Source organism: Massilia alkalitolerans DSM 17462, from assembly GCF_000427785.1.
Taxonomy (GTDB): domain Bacteria; phylum Pseudomonadota; class Gammaproteobacteria; order Burkholderiales; family Burkholderiaceae_D; genus Telluria; species Telluria alkalitolerans.
On the sequence record NZ_ATYR01000001.1, the window covers coordinates 143,481 to 156,028 of the forward strand.

Here is a 12,548-nt window from a genome sequence, read left to right on the forward strand (position 1 = left end):
AGCCTGCGGCTGTGAACGCCGGTAGCGCTACAACAAGACTGGAGACAAAGCATGAATGAAAAGAATGTCGGGGGAATCGATCGCCGCACCGTACTGAAGACCGCCGGGGCGGCTGGCCTGGCGCTGGCCACCGGCGGCGCCTTCGCGGCGACCGCGCGCAAGCGCTATGCGGTGGTGGGCGTGGGTTCGCGTGCGCGCATGTTCACCAATGCGATGACGGGCAAGTTCCGCGACACCAGCGAAGTCGTGGCCATCTGCGACAAGAATGCCGGCCGCCTGGCGCGCGCCGTGAAGCTCGTCACCGAGACCGGCGCCAGCCAGCCGCGCGGCTACGGCGCGGCGGACTTCGACCGCATGATCCGCGAAACCAGGCCGGAGTATGTGATCGTCACCACGCCCGACGCCACCCACGACGACTACATCGTGCGCGCCCTCGAAGCCGGCTGCGACGTCATCACCGAGAAGCCGATGACGACCACCGCCGCAAAGGCACAGCGCATCATCGATGCCGTCAAGCGGACCGGCCGCCAGGTCCGCGTCACCTTCAACTACCGCTATTCCCCGCCGCGCACCCAGATCAAGGAGCTCTTGATGTCGGGCGAGATCGGCGACGTCATCTCGGTCGACTTCACCTGGCTGCTCAACACCGTCCATGGCGCCGATTACTTCCGCCGCTGGCACGCCAACAAGGCCAATTCGGGCGGCCTGATGGTGCACAAGTCGACCCACCACTTCGACCTGGTCAACTGGTGGCTGGGCGCCCAGCCGGAGACCGTGCACGCCTTCGGTTCGCGCCAGTTCTACACCCCGGAAACCGCGCGCCGCATGGGCCTGTCCGGCCCGCACGAGCGCTGCCTCACCTGCCCGGAAAAGCAGAAGTGCAACTTCTACTTCGACCTGGCCTCGGACCCGGGCCTGAAAGCCCTCTACCTCGACAACGAGCGCTACGACGGCTACTACCGCGACCAGTGCGTGTGGCGCCCGAGCATCGACATCGAAGACACCATGAATGTGATGGTCCGCTACGACAACGGCGCGCACCTGAACTACGCGCTGTCGGCCTATGACGCCTGGGAGGGCTACCACATTGCCTTCAACGGCACCAAGGGCCGCATCGAACACCGCATCGTCGAATCGGGCGGCGCGGCCGGCGCGGCCAAGGTGCAGAGCGGCAGCGAGAACGTGTCGATCCGCGTGATCCCGATGCGCGGCCAGCCGCGCGACATCGAGCCGATCATCGGCAAGGGCAGCCATGGCGGCGGCGACGACGTCATGCTCACCGAGATCTTCGGCGAAGGACCGCCGGACAAGTACAAGCGCGCCTCGGACGAGCGCGCCGGCGCCTGGTCGGCCCTGGTCGGCATCGCGGCCAACAAGTGCTTCGAGACCGGACAGACGGTGCGCGTGGCCGACCTGGTCACCGGCCTGACGCCGCCGGACCGCGCGCCGATGCCGGACCGCCGCGCGCCGGTGCCGATGCCGATCCGGATCAAGATTCCCTGATCAGCCACTTGCCAGAGTAAGAATCGTAGGGTGGACGGCTTCGCCGTCCGCGCGTTCAACTGTGGCGAGAACAGCCGCGCAGTCTGCTCATGCCGAGTTTGAACGCGCGGACGGCATAGCCGTCCGCCCTACGTTTACAGATCCACTGACAAATAGGCCGACACCAGGCGCCCGTTGATGACGTCATACGCGCCGGCGCCGCGCAGTTCCCATCCGTAGGTATCGAACACATTGTTCACCGCCACCCGCAGCGAAGCCGGCTGCTCGCCCAGCTTGAAGCGATAGCGGCCGCTCAGCGCCACCAGGGTGCGCTCGGGGACGGCGACCCGGTTGTCGACGGTGGCGGTGATGGCGCCGCTGTGCGAGGCCGTCATGTCCAGCGACAGCCCGTCCAGCCACGGGGTGCGCCAGTCCAGGTTGAATTCGGCGCTGCGGCGGCTCATGCCGACCGGACGCTCGCCGACCCGCCCCAGGCGCACACCCTCGCCGGTCGCGCGCGGACGCGACAGGACCGCGCCGGCGACGACGTTCAGGCGTGGGCTCAGGGCGCCCGCCAGCGACACTTCCAGTCCCCGGTTCTGCACGTCGCCCAGCTGGGCGTAGCGGTTGCCGGCGTCGAAGTTGAAGTAGGGCTTGCGCAGGTCGAACACGGTGGCGACCAGCTTCATTTCCGGGCTCAGGGCATAGCGCAGGCCGAGGTCGCCCTGGGTGGTGCGGATCGCCGGCAGCAGCTCGTTGCGGTTGAGCGCATTGCTGGGCGCTACCCCGCTCTCTTCCAGTCCACGGGTAAAGCTGCCGAAGGCCACCAGCCTGGGACCGAAATGGCCAGCAACCGTCATGTTGTACAGCCAGGGCTTGTCCTCGGCCGTGGCCAGCGGCAGGCCCGGCTTGTGCAGGCGCTTGCGGTAGTCGGTCTTCTGCAGGCTGAAGCCGATCTCGCCCACCTTGCGCCAGCGTCCGTCATAGGCGAAGCCGCCGGTCCACTGGCGGGTGCGGTCGCGGGTCTGCTCGCCGAACACGAAGGCCGGCTCGGGCGCGGTGTAAGGCGCATCGATCGTGGTGCGCCCCAGGTCGAAGGCCTGCGAGCCGTCGTAGCGGCGCTGGCGGTCGCGCCCGCGCACGCTGAAGTGCAGATTGTGCAGGCGCGGGCCTTCGACGACGACGCGCGTGAGGCGCAGTTCGCCGCTGGTGGAGGCATTCTCCGCCGGCGGATCGACGATCAGGCGCCGGTTCGCGCTGCCGTCAAGCGTCACGCCCGTGAGCAGGTGGGTGAAGGCGCGGTGGTCGTTGTACAGCGAGCGGAACACGCCGGCACGGACGGTCCAGTCCTCGCCCGCGCGCAGCGTGGCCAGGCCGCCGTAGTTCATCGCGGTGGTGCGAAAGTCGGCCCACTCCGGACCGTTGAAACGGCGGCGCTCGATGCGCGGCGGCAGGTGGCTGCCGGCCGGCAGGAAGCTTGGCGCCTTTTCGTCGTCGTAGGTCTCCGCGCGGTGCCAGAAGGGCACGATCTCGAGGCTGGCGGCCGGCTGCCAGCGCAGGCTCAGCGCGGCATTGCGGTAGCGCGAGTCGGTGCCGTTGGGGTATTCGTTGCTGCCGGCGGCGGTGCCGATGCCCAGGTTCAGGCTGCGCGCCAGCGGCAGTTCGCCGTCGGCCTCGACATAGGCGCCGCCGTAGCTGTCGCCACCCGTGACCATGGCCAGCCTGGCCCGATCGCCCGGCTTGCGGAAGCTGTAGTCGACGATGCCGGTCGGGGCCGGGAAGGGATAGCCCTGGGCCGAGATGCCGACCCGGATGTTGGTGGAGCGCCGGATGCGCGGCGTGAGTCCCCAGACCTGGTCGAAGTACAGGCCCTCGATGCGCGCATTGCCCGCCGCGACCGGTGAGAAGCCGCGTACGCTCGACGAGTTGTACAGGCCGATGGTCTCGCGCCCGACGCTGGTGCCGAAGGCATCCTCGGCCTGGCGCATCACGTTTTCGTCGGCGCGCCCATGCAGCTGCTGGGTGCCGGGCGTCGCCGGCTCGGCGGGCTGGCTGGCGGAGGGAGGGGTGGTCTGCGCCCAGGTGGGCGCCGCGGCCAGGGCCAGCAGGACGGTCGAGCTCAGGATCTTCAGCATGAGGCAATGCGCAAGTCGGAAAGCTGCGCATTATCCGGTATTGATAGACCACTATCAATATGAATATGCCTTCCAATATTGATAGAGTATCATCGACACCATCCTTGAACTCCCGGCTCTCCTGATGACGCAATTCACGCTGCCGCAAAACTCCTTCCTGCTCCTGCTGGGCGCGGTGACCCTCGCCTTTTTCTGGATCCTGCTGCCGTTCTCGGGCGCCGTCTTCTGGGGCATGGTGCTGGCGATCGTATTCGCGCCCGTGCACGCCCGGCTGCTGGCGGCGTGCGGACAGCGCCCGAATGTCGCGGCGTTCGCCACCCTGATGCTGATCGTCCTGATGGTGATCCTGCCGGTGACGCTGATCGCCGCCGCGCTGGTCGACCAGGCCCTCAGCCTGTACGCCATGGTCAGCGCCGGCAGCCTCGACTTCGATGCCATGCTGCGCCGCATGGTGGCGGGCCTGCCCGGCTGGGCCAGTTCGCTGTTCGACCGCTACCAGTCGACCATCATGGACACCTTGCAGGACAAGCTCAGCGCCGGAGTCGCCCAGGCCAGCCAGCTGGCGGCGCGCTATGCGGTCAACCTCGGCCGCAATGCGCTCGGCTTCCTGGTCAGCATGACCGTGATGCTGTACCTGCTGTTCTTCCTGTTCCGCGACGGGCGCCTGATCGCGGCGCGCATCAAGCGCGCGGTGCCGCTCGACTCGCACTACAAGAAACCCCTGTTCGACAAGTTCGTGACCGTGATCCGCGCCACCGTGAAGGGCAACGTGCTGGTGGCGGTCGCCCAAGGCACGCTGGGCGGCCTGATCTTCTGGTTCCTGGACGTCCCCGGGCCGGTGCTGTGGGGCGTGGTGATGAGCTTCCTGTCGCTGCTGCCGGCCGTGGGCGCCGCCATCATCTGGGGGCCGGTGGCGGCCTATTTCCTGTTCACGGGTTCGGTCACGCAAGGAGTGGTGCTGGCCTTGTACGGCGTGCTGGTGATCGGACTGGTCGACAACCTGCTGCGTCCCATCCTGGTGGGCAAGGACACCAAGCTGCCGGACTACCTGGTGCTGCTGTCCACGCTCGGCGGCATGGCGCTGTTCGGCCTGAACGGCTTCGTGATCGGTCCGGTGATCGCGGCGCTGTTCATCGCGGCCTGGAGCCTGTTCGCGCGCTCCGACGAGTTCCACGCGGAGTGAAAAGGAGTATTGCGTAGCGCGCATCAATCGGGGCCGGCGGCCCCCATAGAATCGGTCCCGACATCCATTCACGACAAGGACCACACCATGCGCCCACCTGCCACGCCCGCCGCCGACATTTCTCCAGGATTGACGCGCCTGCTCGCCGTCTCGGCCGGCCTGATCGTCGCCAACCTGTACTACGCCCAGACCCTGGTCGGGCCGATCAGCCTTGCCACCGGCCTGTCGGCCCAGGCAGCCGGCCTGGTCGTCACCCTGACCCAGGCCGGCTATGCCCTCGGCCTGCTCTTCATCGTGCCGCTCGGCGACCTGCTGGAAAATCGCCGGCTGGTGTTCTGCGCCCTGCTGGGGACCGCCGCGGCCTTGCTTGCCGCCGCCGTCAGCAGCAATGCCTGGCTGTTCCTGGCCGCCGCGCTGGGCATCGGGCTCGGCTCGGTGGCGGCCCAGGTGCTGGTGCCCTTCGCCGCCCACCTGTCGCGCGAGGAAACCCGCGGCCAGGCTGTCGGCAAGGTGGTCAGCGGTTTGCTGCTGGGGATCATGCTGGCCCGGCCCGTGGCCAGCCTGGTGGCCGATGCCGCCGGCTGGCACGCGGTGTTCGGCGGCGCGGCCGCCATCATCCTGGTGCTGGCCTTCGTGCTGCGCAGCAGGCTGCCGCAGCGCGCACCAACGCAGGACCTCTCCTACCGCAAGCTGATCGCGTCGCTGTGGACCCTGCTGGCGAGCACGCCGCTGCTGCGCCGCCGCGCCGCCTACCATGCGGGCCTGTTCGGGGCCTTCAGCCTGTTCTGGACCGTGACACCCTTGATGCTGGAAGGTCCGCGCTTTCACCTGTCGCAGACCGGCATCGCCATCTTCGCGCTGGTCGGCATGGCCGGGGCCATCGCCTCGCCGGTGGCCGGACGGCTGGCAGACGCCGGCCACACCTTGCGTGCGACCGCCGCGGCCCTGGTGCTGGGCGTGCTGGGCTTCGCGCTGCCGCTCTACCAGCCGGCCTCGCGCGAACTGGCGATCGGGGTGCTGGCCGTGGCCTCGATCGTGCTCGACATGGCGGTCGCGGCCAACCTGGTGCTGGGACAGCGCGCCATCTTCAGCCTCGGCGCGGAAGTGCGCAGCCGCCTGAACGGCATCTACTTCGCCCTGTTCTTCGGCGGCGGCGCGCTGGGATCGGCGCTGGGCGCCTGGGTATTCGCGCAATATGGCTGGAATGCCGCCCTGCTGGCCGGCATGGCTTTCCCGGCCGCCGCCCTGCTCTACTGGCTGGGCGAGTTGCCGGGTCGTGCTTCGGTACTGGGGAAAACTGTTTAGTTCAGGCCGGAGCGCGTGAGGTGCGCGGCGAGCAGGTCGACAAAGGCGCGGATCTTGTGCGAACCGCGCCGGTTCGTCTGGTAGAGCGCATGCAGCGCGACGTCCATCGGGCCAGGGTTGGCCTCCCAGGCCGGCAGCACCGGCGCCAGGCGGCCGGCGGCGACGTCGTCGCGCACCAGCCAGTGCGCCAGCATCGCGACGCCGAGGCCGGCGAGCGCGGCCTGGCGCAGCAGTTCGGCGCTGTTGGCCTGCAGGACGGCGTCGATGCTGATCTCCTCAGCCTCGCCTTCCCCCTCGGGGCGCCGCATGCGCCACACCCGCCGCTCGGCGAGCTGCAGGCAGTCGTGGTGGGCCAGGTCGGGCGGCAGGATCGGCATGCCGCGGCTGGCCAGGTAGGCCGGGCTCGCGCACAACAGGCGCCGGTGGGAGCCGAGGCGCCGCGCCACCAGGGTCGAATCCGGCTCGATCCTGCCGATCCGGATGGCGACGTCGATCGATTCGTCGACCAGGCGCGCGGCTTCGTCGCTGAGGCGCAGGTCCAGCACCAGGCGCGGGTACCTGGCGCGCAGTTCCGGCAGGATGGGCGCGATGTGCAGGGTGGCGAAGCTCACGGGCGCGGCGACGCGCAGCACGCCCTTGACGTCGCCGCCCTGCCCCGCGACTGCATCGTCGGCGGCGTCGAGCTGCTCCAGCACGCGCCGCGCTTCCTCGTAATAGCTGCGCCCGGTATCGGTGAGCGTGACGCTGCGGGTGGAGCGGTTCAGCAGGACGGCGCCGAGCCTTGCTTCGAGTGCATCGACCAGCCGCGTCACGGAAGACGTGGCCACGCCCAGCTGGCGCGCGGCGGGCGAAAAGCCGCCGCTGGCCGCGACCAGGCAGAACGCCTTCAGTTCGGCGAACCGGTCCATGCCGGCTTAGAACGCCAGCGTGACGCTACGCGGGCAATGGTCGCTGGTCTCGATGCGCTGGTCGGGGGCCTGCACCACCGCGGTCTTGCGCGAGCCGAGACTGTCCGGCTGGCGCGCCGCCAGGGCGCCGCTGAGCACGATGTGGTCGAGGCCGGTAAAGCCCTTGCAGTTCGCGTCCACGCTGGCCAGCGGCACCTGCCGCAGGTCCCTGCCCGCGTTCAGCTCCTGCCACATGTAGCGTGTGGCCACGCGGCCGTCCTTGTCCGTTGCCGGCACGCCGGCCGGGTCGCTGCCGTCGGTACGCACCTTGTCGGCCGGGATGTTGGCCGCGGCCTCCTCGTCGATGCGGCGGTTGAAGTCGCCCAGCAGGACGAAGTCCGGGCTCTGTTTGGCCACGCTGTCGATCCAGCGCTCGAGCGGCGCGACCTGGCGGTTCAGGGTCTTGCAGGCTCCGGCCGGATCGTCCAGCAGGCGCGCCTGGTAGATCGGGGTCGGCACGATATTGGCGCAGCCGGACTTCAGGTGCACGTTAAGAAAAGCGATGGGGCGCCCCGCCACCTTCAGCTCGAGCGCCAGTCCCGGACGGACCTTGCGCGACTCGGGGTCGGCGGGATTGTCGACGATGGCCAGGCCCTTGTCCACGCTGCAGCGGGCTTCGTTACCCAGGCTGCGGTCCCAGGCGAAGGCCAGGGTCTGGAAACCCTCGTGCGGCGCGTCGCAGACGCCGAAGCGGCCGGCATGCCGTCCCAGCAGCTGCTTGATCACCTCGCTTGACCGCACCTCCTGGAAGGCGATCACGCGCACGCCATCCTTCTCGATCAGCCCTGCGATGGTCGCCTGCAAGCCAGCCAGCTTGGCCGCGTAGTCGGCGCTCGTGAGCGCCACCGGCGCACCGCGTCCCTGATAGGCATTACACGGCGCCATCATGGCCGCCCCGTCGCGACCGCCCGCCAGGCGCTCGGTGTCGGCGACGCACTGGCGCGCCACCTTCACGGCTTCCTCGGTGATCGACGTTTGTCCCGGCTGGCGGCGCGGGCGCGTGTCGCACCACGACACGGTCGAGCAGACCGCATTCTGGCGATCGAAATCCTGCTGCGAGCCGGCCCAGCCCATGTTGAAGGAAGCGACGCCGATGGAGGTCGCCGCCGGCGGCGGAGCAGGATCGGCAGCATGGCTTGCCGCGGCGGCAAGCAGCGACGCCAGGACGGCGATGCGGGTTGGTTTGATCATGGACATCGTGCTTTTCATCGTAAGGGCGCCTTGGGAGTGTGTGCGGGGCGAAACGGTGGATTATCGCGGAGTTCCGTGGCGGCGGCAATGCGCAGCGGCGGGCACGCGCTCGAGACGCATCGTGAGAATTGTCGATAAAAAATCACTCAATCTCACAAAATTTGATCTAGATCATTTTTTTTCCATAATGCAACGATATATCCTTTGCCCGGTCGTCAACCCGCATGCACCGGCGCCAGACGTGGCGCCGCAGCCCGGCAGGCCTATGTCCGGCATCGCGTGCATACAGACCATGTTAGCCACCACCATTTTCAAAGAACAGCGCGACCCGCTTCGCTGTCGCGCCCATGCCCCCGAACTCCAGCTGCCGCAGGCGGCATCCGTCCCGGCGTCGATCCTGGACGAACTCCAGCAAGTCGTTTTCCAGACCGATCGCCACGGCAACTGGATCTTCCTGAACCAGGCCTGGCAGGTACTGAGCGGATACCCCGTCGAGGCGACGCTGGGCGATTCCTGCCTCGCGCATGTCCACCCGGACGACCTGGCGCGCGAGCAGTCGACGCTCGCGCAGCTGCTCTCCGGCCAGCGCAGCCGCTGCCGGCACGCGCTTCGCCATGTGCGCAGCGATGGCGAAGTGCGCTGGATCGAAGTGTCCGCGCGCGCGCGCCGGGGCGCGGACGGCATGGTGGACGGTACGCTCGGCACCCTGTCCGACATCTCGGAGCGCAAGCTCGGGCTGCAGCAGCGCCGGCTGGCCAGCAGCATCTTCGCCAGCGCCGGCGAAGGCATCATCGTCACCTCGGCGGACGGCCGCATCGTCGATGTCAACGGCGCCTTCGAGGCGATCACCGGCTACGCCCGCGAAGAGGTGCTGGGAAAGAATCCGCGCCTGCTCAGCTCGGGACGGCAAGACAAGGCGTTCTACAGCGACATGTGGCGCAGCATCACGCACACCGGCAGCTGGAGCGGCGAAGTGTGGAACCGCCGCAAATCCGGTGAATTCTACGTGGAGCGCCTCACCATCACGGGCATGCGCGACGACGATGGCAGGCTCACCGGCCACGTCGGCGTATTCGCCGACATCACGCGCCAGAAGCTGCAGGACCAGCACTTCGAGCACATCGCCCATTACGATCCGCTGACCGGCCTGGCGAACCGGCGCCTGCTGGCCGACCGCCTGCAGCAAGCCATGGCGCGGGCGCGCCGCAGCGGCGCCGGCGTGGCCGTCGCCTTCCTCGACATCGACGACTTCAAGGCCATCAACGAGGCCCATGGCCATGAATGCGGCGACGAGCTGCTGGCCGCCCTCGGCCGCAGGATCCAGGACACGGTGCGCGACAGCGATACCGCCTGCCGCCCTGCCGGCGACGAGTTCGTGATCGTGTTCGACGGTGTCGACTCGCCCCAGGCCTGCCAGCCGATGCTGGCGCGGCTCCTGCACGCGATTTCCGAGCCGGTATCGGCCGGCGGCGCCGTGCTGCGCGTGAGCGCCAGCGCGGGCCTGGCCTTCCACCGGCAAAGCGACGACATCGGCGCAGACCTGCTGATCAGGCAGGCGCACCAGGCCATGTACGATGCGAAGATGGCGGGCAAGAACCGCTTCCATGTGTTCGACAGCCTCGGCTATCGCGAGATGGTCGAGCGCGCGGAAGAAATCGAGGTCATCGAGCGCGCGCTCGCGCAGCACGAGTTCGCCCTGCACTACCAGCCCATCGTGCATCTCGGGAACGGAGAGCTGAATTCGGTGGAGGCCCTGGTGCGCTGGAACCACCCTAGCCGCGGCTGCCTGCCGCCGGCCGCCTTCCTTCCGGCCCTGGAGGGGCATCCCCTCATGCTGGCCCTGGAGAACTGGGTGCTCGAGGAGGCATTGCGCCAGCACGTGCGCTGGCTCGACGCCGGCCTGGACATCGCGATCAGCGTGAACATGAGCGGAGCGCAGCTGCGCCGCAAGGATTTCGTCGCGCACCTGCGCGGCCTGCTGGCCGCCCATCCGCGCGTAAACCCGCGCCGCATCAAGCTGGAAGTCCTCGAAAGCAGCGCACTGGACGACATCGCGCACGTGTCCGCCCTGGTGTCGCAATGCGCCGAGATCGGCGTCGGGTTTGCGCTCGATGATTTCGGCACCGGCTATTCCTCCCTGCGCTACCTGAAGCAACTGCCGGCAAGGCGCATCAAGATCGACCAGGGTTTCGTGCGCAACATGCAGCAGGATCCCGACGACCTGGCGATCCTCGAGGGCATCATCGGCATGGCCGCCGCCTTCAAGCGCGAAGTGGTGGCCGAAGGGGTCGAAACCGCCGAACACGCCGCCATGCTGGTCCAGCTCGGATGCATGCTGGCGCAGGGCTACGGCATCGCGCGCCCGATGCCGCCGGAAGCGCTGGCGCCCTGGCTGGCGGCGTGGCGCCTGCCCGCCGAGGTGGCCTCGTGCACGCCGCTCGAACGCGACGATGCCCTGCTGCTCAAGGCCCTGGTGGAGCAGCGCGCCTGGCATGCCGCGCCGGGCGACGCCGCCAGCCTGTCCGGGGTGCAGGCATTCGATGCCTGGCTGGACCGGCACAGCCGCAAGCGCGCGCGCTGCAAACGGCAGGTAGGCCGGGCCCTGTCCTGTCGCGACGCCTTCATCGCACAGGCCAGCCAAGCCGGCCTGGCCGCGACACGCGAACAGGCCAGCCGGGCGTTTGCCGATGCACTGAAGGAGCTGCTCCATGCTTGACGCAGGCCTGTGCAGGCACCAGGCTTGCGGACGGCAGCCATGATCAGCGCACAACTGGCCGCCAAGCGGCGCAGCATCCAGCTCCTTGCGCTGAGCATCCTGGTGGTCGCCGGCGCCGCACTGGCGGCCGCATACGTCTGGAGCAGCTGGCAGCTGCGCCGGCTCGAGCTGGCGAACGCCGAGATCTCGACGAGCAATCTCACGCATGCGCTGGCCGACCAGGCCAGCTCGGCGTTCAAGATGGTCGACACGGTGCTGGTCGGGATGGTCAACCGCATCGAGCACGATGGCCTGCCGGCGACCGACCGGGACGCGCTGTACAGGCTGATGATGGATCACCTGGCGGAGCTGCCGGCCTTGCAGGGCCTGTTCGTCTACGACGCGTCGGGCACCTGGATCGTGAACTCCGCCGGCCAGTCCTTCAACGGACGCAACAACGCCGACCGCGCGTACTTCCGGTTTCACCGCGATTCGCCCGAGCGCGACGTGCACATCGGCGCCCCCATCATCGGCCGTACCAGCGGCGCCTGGGTGATCCCGGTCTCGCGCCGCCTCGAGCATGCGGACGGCAGCTTTGCCGGGGTCGTCCTGGCAACCATCAAGGTCGACTTCTTCCGCAAGATCTACGAACAGATCGAGCTGCGGCAGGACGGCAAGATCATCCTGGCGCTGCGTAGCGGCACCCAGTTGCTGGCGATCCCCTTCACATGGACGGGAATCGGCGCCGACCTCGCGTCAACTGCGCTGTTTCCGCAACTGGCAGGACAACTGCCGAACGGCCGCCTGCCGGATGTGCCGGAGCATGGCAAGCTCCTCATGTACGGGGTCGCGCAGGCGGGCGACTATCCGCTGCTGGTCGCCACCGCACGCTCGCAGGACCAGGTCCTGGCCCCATGGCGCGAAACGATCGTCACGGCCGGCGCGGCGCTCCTCGCGCTGGCCGGCGGCATGGCCATCCTGGCGATCTACCTGGTTCGGCAGATGCGCTTGCGCGACCGTTTCGAGCGTGAGCTGCTCGATACCAAGACGGCGCTGGAAGCGTCGAACGCGTCGCTGCTGGTTCAGTCGCAGGTCGATCCGCTCACGGGTCTCTACAACAAGCGCCATTTCGAGGGGGCACTCGAGCAGGAGCTGGCCCGCGCGCGCCAGGACGGCAGCCCGCTTGCCGCCCTGATGATCGACGTCGACCATTTCAAGAGATACAACGACAGCCACGGCCACCTTGCCGGGGATGCCGCGCTGGCGGAGATCGCCCGCACGATCAGGGCCGGCGCGTCGCGTCCGCGCGACCTCGCCGCCCGCTTCGGCGGCGAAGAGTTCGTCGTGCTGCTGCCGGCGACGGACGCCGCAGGCGGCCTGGCGGTCGCCGAGGCGATCCGCACCAGACTCGAACGATTGCGCATCGCCCACCGCGAAGCGCCGCTTGGCATCATGACGCTCAGCATCGGCCTTGCCTGCACCGTCCCGCAACATGCCGAGGAAGGCGCAGACAGCTTGCTGCGGCGCGCCGACGCCGCACTGTATGCGGCCAAGGAAAGCGGACGCAATCGTGTCAGCGCGGCCGGATAGCCGGCGCACGCCAGCGGAAC

At 68.6% G+C, this 12,548-nt stretch carries 8 protein-coding genes; 5 read left to right on the top strand and 3 right to left on the bottom strand.

Going from position 1 to position 12,548, the window contains the following annotated elements; all coding sequences use genetic code 11:
• Positions 1-51 precede the first annotated feature (51 nt).
• A complete protein-coding gene (locus YWC_RS0100650; protein ID WP_027863648.1) occupies positions 52-1,503 on the top strand; it encodes a Gfo/Idh/MocA family protein in 1,452 nt (483 codons plus the stop codon).
• A 134-nt stretch (positions 1,504-1,637) separates the two neighbouring features.
• On the opposite strand, the gene YWC_RS0100655 is transcribed toward YWC_RS0100650, so the two are convergent.
• Positions 1,638-3,617, bottom strand: coding sequence for a TonB-dependent receptor (locus tag YWC_RS0100655; protein ID WP_051306112.1), 1,980 nt, complete (start codon positions 3,615-3,617; stop codon positions 1,638-1,640).
• 124 nt (positions 3,618-3,741) lie between these two features.
• On the opposite strand from YWC_RS0100655, the gene YWC_RS0100660 reads away from it, so the two are divergent.
• Both YWC_RS0100660 and YWC_RS0100665 read left to right on the top strand, forming a co-directional pair.
• Positions 3,742-4,800 carry an AI-2E family transporter gene (locus YWC_RS0100660; protein ID WP_027863650.1) on the top strand — a complete coding sequence of 353 codons (1,059 nt, stop codon included), beginning with the start codon at positions 3,742-3,744 and terminating at the stop codon, positions 4,798-4,800.
• Positions 4,801-4,887: 87 nt separating this feature from the next.
• Positions 4,888-6,105, top strand: a complete 1,218-nt coding sequence (locus tag YWC_RS0100665) for an MFS transporter (protein ID WP_027863651.1) — start codon at positions 4,888-4,890, stop codon at positions 6,103-6,105.
• Here the strand turns inward: YWC_RS0100665 and YWC_RS0100670 are convergent.
• Both YWC_RS0100670 and YWC_RS0100675 read right to left on the bottom strand, forming a co-directional pair.
• Positions 6,102-7,013 carry a LysR family transcriptional regulator gene (locus YWC_RS0100670; RefSeq protein ID WP_027863652.1) on the bottom strand — a complete coding sequence of 304 codons (912 nt, stop codon included), beginning with the start codon at positions 7,011-7,013 and terminating at the stop codon, positions 6,102-6,104. The two genes, YWC_RS0100665 and YWC_RS0100670, sit on opposite strands and share 4 nt — an antisense overlap.
• 6 nt (positions 7,014-7,019) lie before the next feature.
• Positions 7,020-8,243: a hypothetical protein gene (locus YWC_RS0100675; protein WP_169728071.1), complete on the bottom strand. Its 1,224-nt coding sequence runs from the start codon at positions 8,241-8,243 to the stop codon at positions 7,020-7,022.
• Positions 8,244-8,535: 292 nt separating this feature from the next.
• On the opposite strand from YWC_RS0100675, the gene YWC_RS27770 reads away from it, so the two are divergent.
• Entirely contained in the window at positions 8,536-10,959 is a 2,424-nt protein-coding gene (locus tag YWC_RS27770) for a putative bifunctional diguanylate cyclase/phosphodiesterase (protein ID WP_051306113.1), read from the top strand.
• A gap of 39 nt (positions 10,960-10,998) precedes the next feature.
• Positions 10,999-12,528, top strand: coding sequence for a GGDEF domain-containing protein (locus YWC_RS0100685; RefSeq protein ID WP_027863654.1), 1,530 nt, complete (start codon positions 10,999-11,001; stop codon positions 12,526-12,528).
• Positions 12,529-12,548 lie beyond the last annotated feature (20 nt).

Bases quoted from the DNA above. Each gene is read 5' to 3' on its own strand.
- YWC_RS0100650 (WP_027863648.1), top strand. From the start codon at position 52: ATGAATGAAAAGAATGTCGGGGGAATCGATCGCCGCACCGTACTGAAG.
- YWC_RS0100685 (WP_027863654.1), top strand. From the start codon at position 10,999: ATGATCAGCGCACAACTGGCCGCCAAGCGGCGCAGCATCCAGCTCCTT.
- YWC_RS27770 (WP_051306113.1), top strand. From the start codon at position 8,536: ATGTTAGCCACCACCATTTTCAAAGAACAGCGCGACCCGCTTCGCTGT.
- YWC_RS0100670 (WP_027863652.1), bottom strand. From the start codon at position 7,013: ATGGACCGGTTCGCCGAACTGAAGGCGTTCTGCCTGGTCGCGGCCAGC.
- YWC_RS0100660 (WP_027863650.1), top strand. From the start codon at position 3,742: ATGACGCAATTCACGCTGCCGCAAAACTCCTTCCTGCTCCTGCTGGGC.
- YWC_RS0100655 (WP_051306112.1), bottom strand. From the start codon at position 3,617: ATGCTGAAGATCCTGAGCTCGACCGTCCTGCTGGCCCTGGCCGCGGCG.
- YWC_RS0100675 (WP_169728071.1), bottom strand. From the start codon at position 8,243: ATGATCAAACCAACCCGCATCGCCGTCCTGGCGTCGCTGCTTGCCGCC.
- YWC_RS0100665 (WP_027863651.1), top strand. From the start codon at position 4,888: ATGCGCCCACCTGCCACGCCCGCCGCCGACATTTCTCCAGGATTGACG.